General features: G+C 72.0%; 16 protein-coding genes. 9 read left to right on the top strand and 7 right to left on the bottom strand.

All coding sequences use genetic code 11. The features are described from left to right. Positions 1 to 1,201: caspase domain-containing protein (locus ABZT49_RS30720; protein ID WP_407943602.1), on the bottom strand; the 1,201-nt coding region annotated here is incomplete at its 3' end. A 197-nt stretch (positions 1,202 to 1,398) separates the two neighbouring features. Here ABZT49_RS30720 and ABZT49_RS30715 point away from each other — a divergent pair. Continuing rightward, the gene (locus ABZT49_RS30715) at positions 1,399 to 2,649 is read left to right on the top strand and encodes a nucleoside transporter C-terminal domain-containing protein (protein WP_355291918.1); all 1,251 of its coding nucleotides are present in this window, start codon (positions 1,399 to 1,401) and stop codon (positions 2,647 to 2,649) included. A gap of 274 nt (positions 2,650 to 2,923) precedes the next feature. On the opposite strand, the gene ABZT49_RS30710 is transcribed toward ABZT49_RS30715, so the two are convergent. Further along, positions 2,924 to 4,102 (bottom strand): serine hydrolase domain-containing protein, encoded by a 1,179-nt coding sequence (locus tag ABZT49_RS30710; RefSeq protein WP_355291916.1) that lies wholly within the window; start codon positions 4,100 to 4,102, stop codon positions 2,924 to 2,926. Between the two features lie 474 nt (positions 4,103 to 4,576). Here ABZT49_RS30710 and ABZT49_RS30705 point away from each other — a divergent pair, with 474 nt between their 5' ends. After that, positions 4,577 to 4,747 (top strand): hypothetical protein, encoded by a 171-nt coding sequence (locus ABZT49_RS30705; RefSeq protein WP_355291914.1) that lies wholly within the window; start codon positions 4,577 to 4,579, stop codon positions 4,745 to 4,747. A 16-nt stretch (positions 4,748 to 4,763) separates the two neighbouring features. On the opposite strand, the gene ABZT49_RS30700 is transcribed toward ABZT49_RS30705, so the two are convergent. From ABZT49_RS30700 to ABZT49_RS30690, 3 genes are all read right to left on the bottom strand, one after another. After that, positions 4,764 to 5,270 carry an SgcJ/EcaC family oxidoreductase gene (locus ABZT49_RS30700; protein WP_355291912.1) on the bottom strand — a complete coding sequence of 169 codons (507 nt, stop codon included), beginning with the start codon at positions 5,268 to 5,270 and terminating at the stop codon, positions 4,764 to 4,766. A 437-nt stretch (positions 5,271 to 5,707) separates the two neighbouring features. Next, positions 5,708 to 7,543 (bottom strand): aminopeptidase P family protein, encoded by a 1,836-nt coding sequence (locus tag ABZT49_RS30695; protein WP_355291910.1) that lies wholly within the window; start codon positions 7,541 to 7,543, stop codon positions 5,708 to 5,710. Between the two features lie 49 nt (positions 7,544 to 7,592). Continuing rightward, positions 7,593 to 8,783, bottom strand: coding sequence for a DUF2125 domain-containing protein (locus ABZT49_RS30690; RefSeq protein ID WP_355291908.1), 1,191 nt, complete (start codon positions 8,781 to 8,783; stop codon positions 7,593 to 7,595). Positions 8,784 to 8,950: 167 nt separating this feature from the next. Between ABZT49_RS30690 and ABZT49_RS30685 the strand changes: the two genes are divergently transcribed. The 4 genes from ABZT49_RS30685 to ABZT49_RS30670 all read left to right on the top strand — a co-directional run bounded on the left by ABZT49_RS30685 (position 8,951) and on the right by ABZT49_RS30670 (position 12,304). Next, a complete protein-coding gene (locus tag ABZT49_RS30685) occupies positions 8,951 to 9,493 on the top strand; it encodes a gamma-glutamylcyclotransferase (RefSeq protein ID WP_355291906.1) in 543 nt (180 codons plus the stop codon). A gap of 138 nt (positions 9,494 to 9,631) precedes the next feature. After that, entirely contained in the window at positions 9,632 to 10,903 is a 1,272-nt protein-coding gene (locus ABZT49_RS30680; RefSeq protein WP_355291904.1) for an MFS transporter, read from the top strand. 102 nt (positions 10,904 to 11,005) lie between these two features. Then, positions 11,006 to 11,848: a universal stress protein gene (locus ABZT49_RS30675; RefSeq protein WP_355291902.1), complete on the top strand. Its 843-nt coding sequence runs from the start codon at positions 11,006 to 11,008 to the stop codon at positions 11,846 to 11,848. Between the two features lie 9 nt (positions 11,849 to 11,857). Next, positions 11,858 to 12,304 (top strand): HIT family protein, encoded by a 447-nt coding sequence (locus ABZT49_RS30670; protein ID WP_355291900.1) that lies wholly within the window; start codon positions 11,858 to 11,860, stop codon positions 12,302 to 12,304. A gap of 36 nt (positions 12,305 to 12,340) precedes the next feature. On the opposite strand, the gene ABZT49_RS30665 is transcribed toward ABZT49_RS30670, so the two are convergent. Together ABZT49_RS30665 and ABZT49_RS30660 are read right to left on the bottom strand one after the other, a co-directional pair. Further along, a complete protein-coding gene (locus ABZT49_RS30665; RefSeq protein WP_355291898.1) occupies positions 12,341 to 12,934 on the bottom strand; it encodes an SCO family protein in 594 nt (197 codons plus the stop codon). Between the two features lie 296 nt (positions 12,935 to 13,230). Next, a complete protein-coding gene (locus tag ABZT49_RS30660) occupies positions 13,231 to 14,286 on the bottom strand; it encodes a Gfo/Idh/MocA family oxidoreductase (protein ID WP_355291896.1) in 1,056 nt (351 codons plus the stop codon). A gap of 425 nt (positions 14,287 to 14,711) precedes the next feature. On the opposite strand from ABZT49_RS30660, the gene nudC reads away from it, so the two are divergent. From nudC to ABZT49_RS30645, 3 genes are read left to right on the top strand one after another with little or no spacing between them, the layout of a single operon-like run. Then, positions 14,712 to 15,626 (top strand): NAD(+) diphosphatase, encoded by a 915-nt coding sequence (gene nudC / locus ABZT49_RS30655; protein WP_355291922.1) that lies wholly within the window; start codon positions 14,712 to 14,714, stop codon positions 15,624 to 15,626. A gap of 2 nt (positions 15,627 to 15,628) precedes the next feature. Further along, positions 15,629 to 16,528, top strand: a complete 900-nt coding sequence (locus ABZT49_RS30650) for a dihydrodipicolinate synthase family protein (RefSeq protein WP_355291895.1) — start codon at positions 15,629 to 15,631, stop codon at positions 16,526 to 16,528. 53 nt (positions 16,529 to 16,581) lie between these two features. Then, positions 16,582 to 17,388 carry an inositol monophosphatase family protein gene (locus ABZT49_RS30645; protein WP_355291893.1) on the top strand — a complete coding sequence of 269 codons (807 nt, stop codon included), beginning with the start codon at positions 16,582 to 16,584 and terminating at the stop codon, positions 17,386 to 17,388. The last annotated feature ends 142 nt before the right edge of the window (positions 17,389 to 17,530 follow it).

Raw genomic sequence — 17,530 nt, 5'->3', positions numbered from 1 at the left:
CGTGTTCGCCCAGACCGCCAACGGCACGCAGTACTCGGTGTTCTCGCCGGGCGTGGTGTCGGTCGGCCCGGCCAACCTGTACCGTCGCGAGACCGAGCACGCGGTAATCCGGCGGCGGCGCGAAGGCGGCGGCGAGCGCCGAGAGGCGCCGGCGGGCGTCCCAGGCATGCGGCCCGCGCGGGTAGCGGCCGAGATAGGACCAGTAGGCCTCCGGCGTGTTGGCGAGCGCGCTGCGCCGCCAGGTCAGGGCCTCGCGGCGGGCCGCGATGATCGCCCGCACGCGCTTGGCGAGTGGGTCGCGCGGATAGGCGGCGACGAACTCCTCGTAACCCGCCAGGGTGTCGCGGCCGAGGCAGGCGGCGTAGGCCTCGCGCGCGCCGATCTCGCCCAGAGGCTGCTGCGGCGGCACGAACCCGGCGAGCGACGGCGCCCCGGCCTCCCGCTCCAGGAACACGAACGGCGCGTCGATGCGCGACGCGCTCCACGGCACCTCGGCCCCGCTTGTCGCCTCCGCCACCCGCAGCCGCACCCGCTCGAACAGCGCGGCTGGCGCGAGCCCCCCTTCGCGGATCATCTCGACCAGCGCCAGCGCGTAAGCCCCGTAGGGCCCGGTCTCGGCCGGGCCGACGGTGCCGGGGGCGGCGTTGTAGGCGATCAGGCTGCCGGGCTCCGCCTCGACGAGCGGCAGGCCGCCGGCGAGCGGATCGCCGCGCAGGCGGAACGGCGCCGTGCGGGCGGCGTCGAGCACCACGAAGCGGGCCTTGAGCGGCAGGGCCGCGAGGCGCTTGACGTAGTCCGAGACCCGCAGGGCCTGGAGCGGCACGTCGGAGGCGGTCTCGATCCGGGCGTCGACGGGTGCGAGATAGGCCTCGTTCTCGAGCTGCAGGCCGTAGCCGGCGAGGTAGACGAAGGCCACCGCGTCCGAGCCGGCCGCCGCGGCCTTGTCGGTGAAGTCGCGCAAGCTGCGGCGCAGGGAGTCCTCGTCGAGGTCGCGGGCGCCGACAACGTCGAACCCCGCCGCCTGCAGGGTCTGGGCGACGAGGCCGGCATCGTTGGCGGCGGTCGGAATCGCGCCGCCCGCATAGGCGCCGTTGCCGACCACGAGGGCGATCCGTCGCTCGGCCGCGGCCGAGGGGAGGGCAGTGGCCAGCAGGCCCGCCAGGGCCGCGAGGGCGAGAACCAGAGGTCGGAGCGGCGGCATTCGGAGCGGCTTCATGGCGTTTGCCCTCCCGTGACGGACGATCGGGGGAGTTCCCGGGTTTTCGCCCAGGGTTTCGCATTGGATCGCCTCGTTTTCGGGCAGGACCATGGCGTGCCCCATCTCGAACCGTCGCGCTTGAACGGGCACTGAACGATGCGGCATCAGGCTTGCTGGGACCTGACGAAGGGGAAGACTGCATGCCGGACCGCCTGATCCACGCCGCCGCCAGCATCGCGGTCCTGATCGCGATCGCGATCCTGTTCTCGACCGACCGCCGGGCGATCCGGCCGCGGGTGGTCGCGTCGGCGCTCGCGGTCCAGGTCGGGCTCGGCGCCCTGGTGCTGTTCTGGCCCGCCGGCCGCATCGCCCTCGGCGCCGTCGCCGACGCGGTGCAGGCGGTCCTGTCCTACGGCGACCGCGGCGTGGCGTTCCTGTTCGGCGGCCTCGTCGAGCCGAAGATGTTCGAATTGTTCGGCGGCGGCGGGTTCGTGCTGGCGTTGCGGGTGCTGCCGCAGATCATCTACGTCTCGGCGCTCATCGCGGTGCTCTACCATTTCGGGGTGATGCAGGCGCTCGCCCGGGCGCTCGGCGCAGGCTTGCAGCGGGTGATCGGCACCTCGCGGATCGAGACCTTCTCGGCGGTCATCACCATCTTCATCGGGCAGAGCGAGATCGCGGTGGCGCTCCGTCCCTTCCTGGCGCTCCTCACCGGCGCGGAGCTGTTCGCCGTGATGACCAGCGGTGCGGCCTCCACCGCCGGCTCGATCCTCGCCGGCTACGCGGGCCTCGGCGTGCCGATGCAATATCTGCTCGCCGCCTCGTTCATGGCGATTCCCGGCGGGCTCCTCTACGCCAAGATCCTGGTGCCCTCGACCGAGCCGAGCCGGGTCACGACCATGCGGGTCACCTTCGGCGAGACCCGGGCGGTCAACGTGATCGAGGCCGCCGCCGACGGCACCCAGAAGGGCCTCGCGGTCGCCGTCGCGGTCGGCGCGATGCTGATCGCCTTCGTCGGGCTGATCGCGCTCGTCAACGGCATCGTCGCCGCTGCGGGCGGCCTCGTCGGGATGCCGGGCGCCTCGATCGAGGGCGGGCTCGGCTGGGCGCTGGCGCCGCTCGCCTGGCTGCTGGGCGTGCCGTGGGACCAGGCGACGCTCGTCGGCGGCGCCATCGGCCAAAAACTCGCCTTCAACGAGTTCCTGGCCTACGCCAACCTTTCGCCGGTCCTGAAGAGCGGCGAGCTCGGCCCCCGCAGCACCGCGATCCTGTGCTTTGCGCTCTGCGGCTTCGCCAACCTGTCGTCGATCGCGATCCAGCTCGCGAGCTTCGGCAGCCTGGTGCCCGAGCGCCGGGCGGAGGTGGCGTCCTACGGGCTCCGGGCGATCCTCGCCGGTACCCTGTCGAACCTGACCAGCGCGGCGATCGCCGGGGTGTTCATCGGGGTGTGAACGATTTTCGTGGATGGAACCGAGCAATTCGGCGTCCGTTCCGACATCGCACTGCGTCATCCCGGGGCTCGACGAAGTCGAGAACCCGGGATCCATAAACGCCGACGGTGCAGACCGAGACGACCAGCGTTCCGCATCTTCCTGAACCGTCAGCGGTCATGGATCCCGGGTTCCGCTGTCGCGGCCCCGGGATGACGCGGAGGGTTTCATCTCGGTCCGTCGTCTCAAGCAGGCTCTGACGCCCAAGATGGGATAGCCCGAAGTCCTGCAAACTTCAGGACAGGCTCCGATACACCGCCGTCTCGAACTCCAAAAAGTTCTCCACCGAGGCCGGATCGGCGAAGGGGAAGAGTTGCGTGCCCCAGAACCCCCCGATCCCGGCATTCCGGTCGATCCAGAAATACAGGTTGGCGAGCCCCGCCCAGGCGAGCGACCCGGCCGAGCGCCCGGTCGGCGCCGCCTCGTCGTTGATCATGAAGCTCAACCCCCAGGATTTCGGCATCCCGGGGAAGAACTCGGCGTCGTGCGAGAGGTGGCGCTTCACCCCCGGCAGGGCGCGGATCTTCAGATCAGGGCCGAGGCCGTTCGTCGCCGCCATCGCGACGGTCTCGGGCCGCAGCACCGGCCCGTGCGGGCCAGCGCCGTCATTGAGCCACATCCGGATGAAGCGCAGGTAGTCCTCGGCGGTCGAGTAGAGCCCGTGGCCGCCCATCTCGACCTCCGGCTCCTGCGGCAGCTCGAAGCCGGCGATGACCGACAGGCTGCCATTCGCTTCCCGCTGGTGCATCCGCGCGAGGCGGGCGCGCATGGCGGCGGTCAGGACGAAGCCGGTCGAATCCATGCCGAGGGGGGAGAGGATCCGCTCCCGCATCACCGCTCCGAGCCGCTGTCCGGTCACTGCCTCGACCACCTGGCCGGCCCAGTCGAGGTTGCTGCCGTACTCCCAGGATTCGCCGGGATCGAACAGCAGCGGCGTCATCAGCGAGGCGCGGGTGCCGCTGGTCACGCCCGGCCGCTTGCTCTCGCGCAGGAGCCGGGCATAGGATTCGTTGAAGATGTCGTAGCCGAAGCCGGCCGTGTGCAGCAGCAGCATCCGGGTGGTGATCGGACGCGCCGGCGGGCGCAGGCGCGGGGCGCCGTCCTCGGCAAAGCCCTCGAGCACCTGGATCCCGTCGAGGGCGGGCACGTAGGCCGAGGCCGGGGCGTCGAGGTCGAGCCGGCCTTCTTCCGCGAGTTGCAGCACGGCGGTGGCAGTGACGGCCTTGGTGGTGGAGAAGATCGCCAGCACCGTGTCGGTGGTCATCGGCGCGTCCTCGCCCCGCTGCCCGGCGGCGCCGGCATAGAGCGTGCGCTCCCGGTCGGTCGCCATAGCGACGATCCCCGCCAGGTGCGGGGCCTCGTCGATCCCGCGCCGCAGGATCGTGTCGGCCGCCTGCTTGAGATCGTCGTGCATCCCGTGTCCTCCCGGCTCTCGTCTTGGCTGCAGCCTACCCTGCCCGGCGCCGCCGCGTCAGGCCCGGTGCGCGATGTGGCCCCTGGCCGACCGATCACGATGACACGATTGTCTCGCTCTCAAGATAGATCGATGGATGGTTCGTTGTTCCGGGCATCGCGACGGTGGTGAACGCGATATGACGCTATCTCATCAGAATGAGGGATGACGCTGCGCACGTCTGTCACTACGCCAGTCGGGAATAAAGAAGCAGACGTGTTCGTGCATCACCGGTCGTGTGTGCCGGTGGTGGGGCGGTCACTGGTCTTCGGCGCGCCGGACCAAGCATCCGATCGCGCACGATTGGAGAGAACCTTGGGGGCGATGCGTCCACGCGGGCCCGCGCCACAGTGGGCCGGCCGATGGCGCCTGCCCGCTCGATGAGACCACCGACGACCAGACCGGCCCATCGACGATGGGCCGCAGGAGGCCGACATGCGTGTCCTGACCGCTCTCTCCGCCCTCGCCCTCGCCACCGGGCTGTTCTGGGGCACGATGCTGACCCGCCCGCCGACCAGCGAGGCCCGACCCGGGCTCGGCATCGACACCCGCGAGATCACGCTGCGCGCGCATCTCGACGAGGCCGAGCCCTGCGACGCCAATTGAGGCGCCGCTGCCGGCCTCAATGCTCCTTGGCGGCGGCGGTGACGGCGACGACCGGCTCCGGCATCGCCGAGGAATGTTGGTGCGCGATCAGCCACTCGCCGTCCCGCAGCACGTAGACGAAGCTGTAGCGCGCCGGCACCACGACGTGCTCGCCCGGGTTCTTCCCGTCGATCAGGAAGGTGTAGGTGCCGACATCGGTCGCGATGTTGCAGCCGAGCTTGATCGTGTGGGTGTTGATGATGCCCTGCGGGTGCTTCTCTAGGAAATGCACGAAGTATTCCTGGATCATCGCCGGGTCGGTGCGCGGCATGTTCGACACCGTCGGCAGCAGCACGGCGTCGGGCGCGTAGTTCGCCGTGACCTTGGCCGCGTCGAGCGTCGCCAGCGCCTTGTTCCAGCGGTCGAACAGGCCCTCGATCTGGCGCTCGCTCACCGCCGCGCAATCCGTCGCCTCGGCCCGCGCCGGCAGGGCGGCCAGCATCATTGCCCCGGCGGCCACGGCCGCGAGCATCGTCGTCCTCATGATTCGGTGTTCCCCCTGCCGCGATCGGCAGCGGGATGGTACGGCGACGGCGTTGCGTAATCGAGAAGAATGCGTGCTGATCCGAGCCAGAGTTCAGTTCGCGGAGATTTAGGCCGAAGTATATAGAGAAGCACGATAGGTTGTTTAACTGTTACATTGCGTAATAAGCAACTTATTTAACTGTCAGGCTCCTTGCGTCCCGCGTGCGGCCTGATCCTGGGCGCCTGTTCGCATTGGCCGACCGACGTCGAGCCCGCCATCGTCATCCCGGGGCCGCGACAGCGGAACCCGGGATCCATAACCGCTGAGCTTTCAGGGTGAGGAGGAACGCCGGTCGCTTCGTTCGACATCGGCAGCGGTTATGGATCCCGGGTTCTCGCCTTCCAGGCGAGCCCCGGGATGACCCGGAGAGGTTGTCAGGCCGTCCGCTTCACGCCTCACGCGAATGCGGCGACCGGCCGCGTCACCGCGGCCAGCCACGCGCGGGTCTGCGGATCGACCAGATCCGACAGCGTCTCGCGCACCCGGGCGTGGTAAGCGTCGAGCCAGGCGGTCTCCTGCGGGTCGAGCAGTTCCGGCACCACCAGGGCGAGGTCGATCGGCGCGAGGGTCAGGGTCTCGAAGCCGAGCATCGGGCGCTCGGCGCCCGCCATCGCCCGCTCCTCGACCAGGACCAGGTTCTCGATCCGGATGCCGAAGGCGCGGGTCTTGTAGTAGCCCGGCTCGTTCGAGACGATCATGCCGGGCTGGAGCGCCACCGTCCCAGTCTTGGCGATGCGCTGCGGCCCCTCGTGCACCGACAGGAAGGCGCCGACGCCGTGGCCGGTGCCGTGGTCGAAGTCGAGGCCGGCCTCCCAGAGCGGGCGGCGGGCGAAGGCGTCGATCTGCGCCCCCGTGGTGCCGCGGGGAAAGACCGCGGTGGCGATGGCGATGTGGCCCTTCAGCACCCGGGTGAAGCGGTCGCGCATCTCCGGGCTCGGGGTGCCGACCGCCACCGTGCGGGTGATGTCGGTGGTGCCGTCGCCGTACTGGGCGCCGGAATCGATCAGGAACAGCTCGCCCGATTGGACCCGCCGGTCGGTGCCGCGGGTGACGCGGTAATGCACGATGGCGCCGTTCGGCCCGGATCCCGAGATGGTCGGGAAGGCGACCTCGCGTAAGGCGCCGGTCTCGATCCGGAATGCTTCGAGGCGCACCACCGCGTCGATCTCCGACACCGCCCCGCCGGGCGCCTCCCGGGCGAGCCAGGCGAGGAAGCGGGTCACCGCGGCGCCGTCGCGGACATGCGCGGCGCGGGAGCCGGCGATCTCGGCGGCGTTCTTCTCCGCCTTCATGGCGGTGATCGGATCGGGCCCGACATCGAGCGTGCCGCCGGCGGCCGTGATGCGCCGGCCGAGCGCCACGGCGCCGGTCGCCACATCGACCCGCACCCGGGCCTTGGCGGCGCCAAGCGCGTCGAGCGCGGCGGGCAGCGCCCCCGGCTCGTCCCGCGCGGCGAGGCCGTCGAGGGCCTGCGCGGCCTCCTCCGTCACCTTCTCGGGGTCGAGGAAGAGGCGCGCCTCACCCTCCCGCGGGATCACCGCGTAGCCCAGCGGCAGGGGAGTGTGGGCGACGTCGCCGCCGCGCAGGTTGAACACCCAGGCGAGGTTGTGCGGGTCCGACACGACCAGCGCGTCGAGCCGCGCCTTCGTCAGGGCCTCGCGCACCCGCCCGAGCTTCGCCGACGCCGCCTCTCCGGCCAGGCTCTCGGGATGGGTCACCACCGGCGCCCGCGGGGCGGGGGGACGGTCGATCCAGACGAGGTCGACGAGGTTGAGGGCGGTCGGCTCGACGCGCCCGCCCGCCTCCTTGGCGGCGCGCTCGAGCCGGGCGAGCCCGTCCGGGGTGTGCAGCCAGGGATCGTAGGCCAGCACCCCGCCCGCCGGCAGGTTGGCGGCGATCCAGGCCTCCACGCTGGTCTCGGCCAGCGGCACCGGGGTGACGACGCTCGTATCGACTTGCTCGGCGGCCTGGAGGGTGTAGCGCCCGTCCACCACCAGGGCGGCCTTGTCGGCGAGCACGATCGCGGTGCCGGCCGAGCCGGTGAATCCCGTGAGCCAGGCCAGCCGCTCGGCGTTGGGGGGCACGTATTCAGACTGGTGCTCGTCGGCCCGGGGCACGACGAAGCCGGCAAATCCCCTCTGCGCCATCGCGGCCCGGAGCGCGGCGATCCGCGCCGCGCCCTCCCGGTGGCTGGGATCCTCGAAGCTCTGGAAGCGGGCGGTCTGGCTCATGCCCCTTGGGGTACGACGCCGGGGCTTAGGCGGCAACCGCCCCGCAAGCTCAATACAGCGGCTGGAGCCGCACGTTCGGCACCGCGAAGGGTCCGACCACCACGCGCCCGCCGGTGAGGCGCACGGTCGGCAGCACCTTCAGGGGCGGCTCGCCGGGGCGGTCCTGAGACGCGCCCGCGCCCGGCACCGGCTCCTTGCGGCGCCCGCCGAGGAACTGGCCGACGATGTTGCCGATCAGCGCCGCGCCGTCGCCGCCGAGTCGCGCCCCGAGCTGCTCGCTGATCAGCGGCGCGATCACCTGCTCCAGGCCGGCGGTGCGTACGTCGAGCTGTCCCGTCGGCCGGTGCTGGTCGTCGAGGGCGAGCATCCCTTGCGCCCGCAGGCGCCGGCTGCCCTTCTCGGCAGCGAGGCTGGCGATCTCGACCGTGCCGCCGGCCTCGCGCCAGCGCTCCAGTTCCTGCGCCAGGGTGCGGGTGCGGAACCCTGCCGCCCGGGTCACGGTGGCGTCGAGGGCGATGTCGGCGGGCTCGGTCCCGCCGAGCACCGGGTCGAGGAGCGGCAGGCCCGCCTGCAGCACCCGGGCGCTCAGGTCGACCGCGCCGTCGGTGGAAAAGCGCCCCGGGGTCGGCCGCGCATGCAGTTCGAGATGGCCGACCGTGAAGTCGATCGGCGAGGGGTCGGCGCCGGTGACCGCCCCTTTGAGCCCGTCCGCCACCACGGAGGCGCGCTGGAAACCGTCGCTCGTGGCGTGCACGCTCGCCTCCAGCTGGCTCCAGCTCACATCGGCCTCGAGTTCGCCCTGCTGCACCCGGAACGGCCCGGTCGCCTCCACAATCACGTGCCGCGGCTGGTAGACCTGCGCCACCGCCACCACCGGGCCGGTGGTGAAGCGCACGTCGGAGCGGGCGAAGGCGAGTTCCGTGCAGCGCAGCTCGAACCGGAACGGGAAGCCGGTCAGCGAGCGGTCCTTGCAGGTCCATTGCCGGCCGGCCTGCGCCTCGCGGGCGAACCACACGTCGATCTCGCCCTCCGCCTTGCCCCGCAGCCAGAACCAGCCCGCGCTCCAGGCCAGAGCCAGCAGGATCAGCAGCGCGAACGGCGCGAACAGGCCGAGGCGCAGGCCGGGACCGCGCCCCGGGCCTTGGCCCGGGGCCTGACCGGAGACTTCACCGGAGACTTGGCCCGGGCGCGCGCTCGGCGGCGTCTCGTTGGTCGTCCCGACGGTGGTCGGCCTGTTCATCGGCATGATCCCGGCTCTGCGGCGGCCCGGCACGGGCCGCCCGGATTGAACCGCGTCCCCGTAGCTGCTACCGGCCGCGCCCGGCAAGAGTGGCAGGTCGGGCGGCCCGCTCACGAGGTCGTGCCGGACGAGGCTCCGGACGAAGCCTGCCAGGAGGAAACAAGGCGATGCAGGCGGGCGAACCGTCGGATCTGTGGGTGTTCGGCTACGGCTCGCTGATGTGGCGGCCGGGCTTCCCCTTCGTGGAGAGCGGGCCGGGGCGCCTGCGCGGCTACCACCGCTCGCTCTGTGTGCTCTCGCACGTCCATCGCGGCACGCCGGAGCGGCCGGGCCTGGTGCTCGGGCTCGACCGCGGCGGCTCCTGCCGCGGCATGGCCTTCCGGGTCGCAGGGCAAGAGGCCGCGGCTACGCTCGCCTACCTGCGCGAGCGCGAGCAGGTCACGGCGGTCTATGTCGAGCGGGTGCTCGGCGTCACCCTCGACGACGGGCGCCGGATCGAGGCGGTGACCTACCTCGTCGACCGCCGCCACCCGCAATATGCCGGCCGCCTGCCGGAGACCGAGCTGGTGCGGCTGGTGCGCCAGGGCCTCGGCCGCTCGGGCGCCAACCCGGACTACGTCCGCCACACCCACGACCAGCTCGTCGCCATGGGCATCCCCGACGCGATGCTCGCCCGCCTCGCCGCCGCCTGCGCGGTGCCGAGCCCCTGACGGGGTTTTCCCAGGGGAGAGGGCGCGCCGCATCTCACCCGGGCGTCACGGCACCGAACCGATCATTCCCCGTTTAGGCGCGTTGGCCCGTGTGGGTCCGTCAAGAGACCTTGAGCGAACCGGAGCGCCTCCGCGTTGATGAATCCCACGACCCATCTCGCCCTGATCAATGCCTTCGTCGGCGACATCCAGGGCGGGCTCGGCCCCTTCCTCGGCACCTGGCTGGCGCAGTCCGCGCAATGGGGGCCGAGCCAGGTCGGCCTCGTCACCACCATCGTGGGCTTCGCGACGCTGGTCCTGAGCGGACCGCTCGGCGCCCTGGTCGACCGGCTCGGCCGGCCCCGGATGCTGATCGCGGCGGCTTGCGCGGCGATCCTCGTCGGCACCCTGCTGCTCCTGCCGGCGCGCTCCTTCACGACGGTGCTCGCCGCCCAGTTCATCGCGGCGGCCGGCGGCACCCTGGTGGTGCCGGCGGTGACGGCGCTCACCCTCGGCATGGTCGGCAAGCAGGCTTTTCCGAAGCAGCAGGGCCGCAACCAGGCCTGGAACCACGTCGGCATCCTGGGCGCCGCCCTGGCGATCAGCTTCGGTACGCCGGTGATGGGCCCGAGCATCGCCTTCTGGGTGCTCGGCCTGCTCTCCGCCTGCGCCATCGCGGCGGCGCTGACGACGCCGAAAAAGGCCTATAACGGCCGGCGCGCCGTCGGCTGGAAGGAGGACGACCCGGACGACAAGCCGGAGCGCTCCGGCATCCTCGAGATCCTGTCCGACCGGCGGCTCCTGATCCTCTCGGCGGCGCTCGCCCTGTTCAACCTCGCCAACGGCTCGATGCTGAGCCTGCTCGGCCAGAAGCTGGTGGCGTCCGGCCAGGACGGCACCGGCTGGACCGCCCGCTACGTCATCGTCGCGCAAGCCGTGATGATCCCGGTGGCACTGTTCGCCGGCTCGCTCGCCGACCGGCGCGGCCGGCGCCAGCTCCTCCTCGTCGCCTGCGCGGTGCTGCCGGTCCGGGCGCTGCTCTCGGCCTTCCTGTCCGATCCGTACTGGCTGGTGCTGGCGGAGGTGCTCGACGGCGTCGCCTCGGGCGTCATCGGCGTCGCGGTGCCGGTGGTGGTCGCCGACCTGACCTGGGGCTCGGGCCGCACCCAGACGGCGCTCGGCACCGTCGCGGCGGTGCAGGGGGTGGGCGGCGCCCTCTCGGGCTGGGTCGGGGGGCTGCTCGCGCTCCATCTCGGCTGGACCTGGGCCTTCCTGGCGCTCGCCGCTCCCGCCGGCCTCGCCCTGGTGCTCGCCCTGTGGCTGGAGGAGACCTGCGCCCCCGGCGGCCGGGACGGCGCGGGCGCGGCCTGCAGCCAGGACGCGCCGCCGGAGCCGCGACGCAGCGCGGCCGAGGCCTCCGCCGGCCCGTGAGCGGGCGCCGGGGATTGCTCCGGTGGGCCACTGGACAGGCCGGAGGCCGGCGTGATGCAATCGCGCCATCGTCCCCGAGGCTCCTGAGGTGAGTGCGCCCCCATGAAGACGCTCCTCGTTCCGGTCGCCCGCCACATCCTGCTCGATTCCGTCCTCGACACCGCGGTGCTCACCGCCCGCCGCTTCGGCGCCGGCATCGAGGGGTTCGGCCTGCGCCCGGCGCTGGCCGAGTACGTCCCCGTCGACATGGTCGGCGGCATGACCTGGGTGCGCGATGAGGAGACCGACCTCGTCGAGGCCCGCGATTGCGGCGGGCTGTTCACCGCCGCGATGGAGCGCCACGGCATCGCCCGCGAGAGCGCCGATGCGGGCAAGAACGGCCCGCGCTGGCGCTGGCGGCCCGACGCCCCTCCCGGCGACGGCTTCCTGGCGCAGCACGCGCGGCTGTTCAACGCCACCGTGGTCGGCCGGCCCGGCAGCGGCGAGGGCGCGCCGCGCATGACGACCCTCGAGGCGGTGCTGTTCGAGAGCGGCCGCCCCCTGATCATCGCCCCGCCGAACTCGCCCGCCAGCATCGGCGAGACCGTGGTGATCGCCTGGAACGGCTCGACCGAGACCGCCCGCGCGGTCGCCTTCGCGTCGCCGTTCCTGCGCGCCGCCTCCCGGATCGAGGTGCTGGGGGTCGATGCCGGCATGGTGCCGGGCCCGAGCGCCGAGGAGATGGCCGCCGCCCTCAACCGCGAGGGCCTGTCGGCGCAAGGCCGCACCCTCGCCGCCGGCCGCCGCACCGTCGGCGAGATTTTCTTGACCGAGGCCGAGGCGATCGGCTGCGACCTCCTGGTCAAGGGCGCCTATACCCAGAGCCGGCTGCGCCAGATGATCTTCGGCGGCGCCACCAGCCACATCCTCGCCCACGCCGCGATGCCGGTGCTGATGGCGCATTGACGGACCCGCATGACCGACGATTCCCCCACTGACGACTTGCCGACCGACGATTTCCCGCTGGACCCGCGGCTTTCCGCCGACACGATCCTGCTCGGCGACCTCACCCTGTCGCGGGTGCTGCTGCTCGACGACAAGCGCTTCCCCTGGCTGGTCCTGGTGCCGCGCCGCGCCGATGTCTCGGAGCTCACCGACCTGTCGCCGGTGGACGCCGCCCGGCTGATGGAGGAGACCCGTCTGGCGGTGGGGGTGATGCAGGCCCTCGCCCAGCCCGACAAGGTGAATGTCGGGGCCCTCGGCAACGTGGTGGCGCAACTCCACGTCCACGTCGTCGGGCGGTTCCGGTCGGATCCGGCCTGGCCCGGGCCGGTCTGGGGGCACGGCACGCGGGAGCCCTATCCGGCGCATGCGGCGGCGCAGCTGGTCGAGCGGGCGCGGGCTCTGTTCGCGGCGGCGTGAGGCTGGACGCATCCGCTTCGACGCGATGGCCGAGCCTCAGGGCCGGTCGAGGCCCTCGGCGAACGCGTCGAGGGCGACGAGGTCCCGCCGCAGGCGCGGAGCGTCGAGAGGGTCGCCGCCATAGACCATGGCGGATTGCCCGCGGCGGTCGAACAGCAGGATCGCGGGCGGCGGGTCGGGCAGCGAGGACGCTGGATAGCGCAGGGCCGCGGCCACCGCCTTGACCCCGGCGGCGTCGGACGGGAGCACCCGGACCTGCGGCGCCGGGCCGAGCAGCTGCTTGACGGTGCCGCGCAGGCGCGCGGCATCGTCGCCGGCCGGATCCATGCCGATGGCGAGGAACACAACGCGGCCGCGCAAGGAGGCCGGCAGGTCACGGGCCAGCGCGTCGAGGTCCATCGTCCGGGTGACACAGAGGATCGTGCAGTCGGCGCTCACGAAGGAGACCACCGCCAGCCGGTCCCGCAGCGATTCGGGCAGGAGTGGCCGGCCGTCGACATCGACCCGGGGGCCCGCCCGGCCGGGTGCGGCGAGGAGGGCGTCGAGGTCGCTGCCCGCTTCCCGCGCCGCGAGGCTCCCGGCCCAGGCTCCGAGCAGGCACAGGCCGGCGATGAATGCACGCGCTCTCATGTCAGGAACCCGGTCCCACGACTCGCCGGTGTTGCGTCACCGGACGAGAGCGATTGTAGTGTTCGGAGATTAACGGACGCTCCCCAGCGGAAGGCGGCCGCCGCGCGATCAATGGAGGGTCTCGTCGGCGCTTTTGCCGGCCATAACGGCGCGGAAATCGGTCCCGTCGAAACGAGACGTCGTCCGATCGATTGGAGTGCGAATTTCGACGGAGCGGGTGCTGCCGGAGGCGCCGCGATTCCGATGGAATCCTTGTCCTGGCGGCCCGACGGTCGATCCGACCCGCCACGGGCTCGTCAAGCAACCGGAACCTCGACGGTTCCGCCCAGGCGACTTGCCTGCATGATGGCGTCGACGACGCGCAGGTTCTGCAACCCGTCGCGGGCGCTCACCAGCGGCGCGGCCTCGCCCCGGATCACCGCCGCGAAATGCGCGATCTGCTCCGCCAGGGGATCGGCGCGGTCGACGGCCAGCGTTTCGCAGGTGAAGGGCTCGAACCAGGAGCGGGCCTCCGCCTTCGCGTAGCGCTTCACCCGGAGCGTCGGCACCGCCAGCGAGCCGTCCGTGCCGACGATCGTATAGGCATCCTCGTCGGGATAGGTCGGATAGGCCTCGTTCTCGCGCGAGGTCTGCTCCCAGCTCCGCGCCGACGCCGCCGTGTCGGACAGAAAGAAGGTGCCGAGCGCGCCCTCGGCGAAGCGCAGCGTGATCGCCACGGTGTCCTCCACGGGAAAGCCCCGCACGGCGTTCGAGGCGGTGGCCTGGACGGCGACGACTTCGCCCACCATGGCGCGCAGGTTGCCGATCTCGTGGATCATGTTGATCAGGAGCGGGCCCCCGCCCGGCTCGCGCCGCCACGCGTTGGCCCCCGCGAAATAGGCATCCGGCTTGTAGAAGGCGGCGCTGCCCATCACCCCGACGATCCGGCCGAGGAGCCCGGACCGGACCACCTCGACCACCCGCCGCAGGAGCGGGCTGTGCAGGCGGTGATGGCCGACCAGGACGCGGGCTCCGGCCTTCTCCGCGGCCGCAACCAGGCGCTCGCCTTCCTCCAGGCTGTGCGCGAGGGGTTTCTCGATCAGCACCGGGATCCCGGTCGCGATGCAGGCCAGCCCCTGCGGGACGTGCAGCCGGTTCGGCGTCGCCAGCACCACGCCGTCCGGCCTGTCGGCGGACAGGCAGGCGTCCAGGGTCTCGTAGAGCGGAACGCCCTCCCGGTCCGCGACCGCGGCCGCATCCGGGCCCGGATCGATGACGGCCGACAGTCGCGCTCCTGGGGTCTTGCCGATCTCCTCGATGTGCCGCAGGCCGATCTGCCCGGCGCCCGCGACCGCGATCCTGACCTCGTCCATGTCGGCCTCCCCGAAACGCCATGCCGGTGGCGCTTGATCAGGGAATTGGGGTGATTCGCGTCAAGGGTGCGGAAACCGGTCTCGTCGAAGCGAGACCCCGTCCGACCGATTGGATGACGGGTTTCGGCGAACCGGATCGTCCCGAAGGCGGCGCGGCGATGTCCCCGAAGTCCTCTTCGGACGACCGCACCCGGCGGCGTGAACAGCCTGATGGGCACGGTGCCGCTGCGGGCCGGCATCCGGCCACCGGCCGCGCGACACGGCCGTTGCAAGCCCGCGGGCTCCGGCTGCACCGGGAGCATGGCGCCCGCCTCGCCCGGCGCCTTGCTTTTGCATCATTTTGCCTGCCCATGCTGGCGGCGACGCGAGGGGCCGCGCCGGGCTCCGCACGATGATGCATGAGGTCGCAAGCCTTGACCGTCTCCTTGCCCTACTCCCTGGATCGCCTCGGCTATGCCCGGAGCCTGCTCGAGCGCCACTCGGCCGAGCGCAGCGGCCCGACCCCGACCCTGGCGGAGACGCCCGACGCGAGCCTGCTTCTGTTCTGCGGCGACGTGCCGGTGCTGCGGGTGACCGAGGGCGGCGCCACCTGCCTTTTGTCGCGCGAGGACGCTGTGCGCGCCGGCCCGCCTTCGCCCGAGCTCTTCCTAGGCCGGGTCGGCGGCCGGCCGGCCTTCGCCGGCGCGCTGCCGGCGGATGCGGCGGCGCTCTTCTCCGGCGATCCGGCCTATCGGGTGCTCGATGCCCGCGCGGTCGCCACGGAGGGGGCGGTGCCGGCGCCCGAGATGGGGGTGCTCGCCACGGCGAAGTCCCTGCTCGGCTGGCACGCCCGGCACGGCTTCTGCGCCAATTGCGGTAACCCCACCACGCTCTCCTGCGGCGGCTTCCGGCGCGACTGCGCGTCCTGCGGCACCGAGCACTTCCCGCGCACCGATCCGGTGGTGATCATGCTGGTGACGCACGGGGACCGCTGCCTCCTCGGGCGCCAAGCCCGGTTCGCGCCCGGCGTCTATTCCTGCCTCGCCGGCTTCCTCGAGCCCGGCGAGACCATCGAGGACGCGGTGCGGCGCGAGACCTTCGAGGAGGCCGGCGTGCGGGTCGGCGCGGTGCGCTACCACCTCTCGCAGCCCTGGCCGTTCCCGTCCTCGCTGATGATCGGCTGCGAGGGCGAGGCGGACGGCGACGCCCTGGTGCTCGACCGGACCGAGCTGGAGGATGCGCGCTGGTTCACCCGCGCCGAGGTGCGCCAGATGCTGGAGCGCCACCACCCCGACGGCCTGATGACCCCGCCGCCGATGGCGATCGCCCACGCCCTGGTGCGCACCTTCGCGGAGCGGTGACGATGGCGCGCTTTGCGGGCATCATCCCCTACCTCGTCACCCCGCTCGACGCCGAGGGGCGGATCGAGGCCGGGGTGATGGCGACGCTCTGCGACGACCTGATCGCGGCGGGCGTGCACGGCCTGACGCCCCTCGGCTCGACCGGCGAGTTCGCCTATCTCGACGAGGCGCAGAAGCGCGAAACCGTGGCGGCGGTGGTGGCCGCGACTGCTGGCCGGGTGCCGGTCCTGCCGGGTGTCGCCTCGACGGCGATCCGCGGCGCGGTCGCGCAGGCGAAGGCCTGCCGGGCGGCGGGGGCGGACGGGATCGTGCTGATCCTCGACGCCTACTTCCCGCTGACCGAAGGGGAAGTCGAGCGCTACTTCCTGACCGTGGCGGATGCCACCGACCTGCCGATCATCCTCTACACCAACCCGAACTTCCAGCGCGCCGACCTCTCGGTCGCCTCGATCGCGCGGCTCGCCAAGCATCCCAACATCGTCGGGATCAAGGACGCCTCGACCAATACCGGGCGCCTGCTCTCCATCATCAACCGCGTCGGCGACGACCTCGACGTCTTCGCCGCCTCCTCGCACATCGCCGCGAGCGTGATGATGCTCGGCGGCAAGGGCTGGTTCGCGGGTCCGGCCTGCGTCATCCCGCGGGAATGCCTGGCGCTGTACCGGTTGTGCCGGGAGGAGCGCTGGCCCGAGGCCGTGGCGCTGCAGAAGCGGGTCTGGGCCTTCAACGAGGTCTTTGCCCGCTACAACCTCGCGGCCTGCGTCAAGGCGGCGCTCCAGATGCAGGGCTACGCCGTCGGCGATCCGGTGCCGCCGCAGAGCCCGGCCTCGCCGGAGGCCCGCGCGGCCATCGCGGCGACGCTCGCCGCGGTCACCGGCGCGGACATCACGTCGCACACCTGAGACACCCGGCCGTGTAGGACGGCCGCACCCACTCGTTCGAGGAATCCGCCATCATGACCACCGACACCGCCCGCGCCGCCGCGTCCCGCCGCGACGCCGCCCTCGCGATCGCCCGCGCCGCCGGCGAGACGGCGATCGGCTTCTTCAACGCCCGCGACGAGCTGGTGGTCGAGCAGAAGAGCGGCGCCCAGGACCTCGTCTCGCAGGCCGACCGCGAGGTCGAATTGCTGATCCGCGCCCGCATCAAAGAGGCGTTTCCGGAGGACGGGGTGATCGGCGAGGAGCACGATCCGGTCCCGAGCCGGTCGGGCTATACCTGGGTCGTCGATCCGATCGACGGGACCAGCCCGTTCCTCAACGGCCAGCCGAACTGGTGCGTGTCGATCGGCGTGCGCGGCCCCGAGGGGCTGGTCGCCGGCGTGATCGAGGCGCCGGTCCTGCGCGAGACCTATGCGGGCCTGGTGGGGGAGGGCGCGACCGTGAACGGCCGGCCGCTCCGCATCGACCCGGAGACGGTGCTCACCTCGGCCAATATCGGCTTCGGCGCCACCCAGAAGACCCCGGCCGCGGAAGCCGCCGCCTTCGTGCACGGCCTCTACAGTGAGGGCGGCGTGCTGTTTCGCAACGGCTCGGGCGCCCTGATGCTCGCCTACGTCGCCGCCGGGCGACTCGCCGGCTACTACGATCCCGGCCTCAATTCCTGGGACTGCTATGCCGGCCTGCTCCTGGTGCGCGAGGCCGGCGGCGTCGCCGAATATCTCGGCTCCGACGACATGCTCACCGGCGGGCTGCTCTATGCCGGCACGCGCGCGGTGGTGGCGGACCTGCGCCGGCTGGGCGAGGCGTCGCGGCGGGGGTGAGGAGCGGGTCCTGTCGGCGGGTGCAAGATTTCCGTCAACGGGAATGCCATCCTCCATGTCATTCCGGGGCCGCGCAGCGGAGCCCGGAATCCAGAACCGCGGACCGTATAGGATAAAGCGGATACCTATCCGCCTCGTTCTG

Origin of the sequence: Methylobacterium sp. EM32 (assembly GCF_040593685.1) — a bacterium.
In the GTDB taxonomy this organism is placed as follows: Bacteria; Pseudomonadota; Alphaproteobacteria; order Rhizobiales; family Beijerinckiaceae; genus Methylobacterium.
Note: the sequence above shows the minus strand (reverse complement) of the source record. Positions and strands in the feature narration are given on the sequence as shown.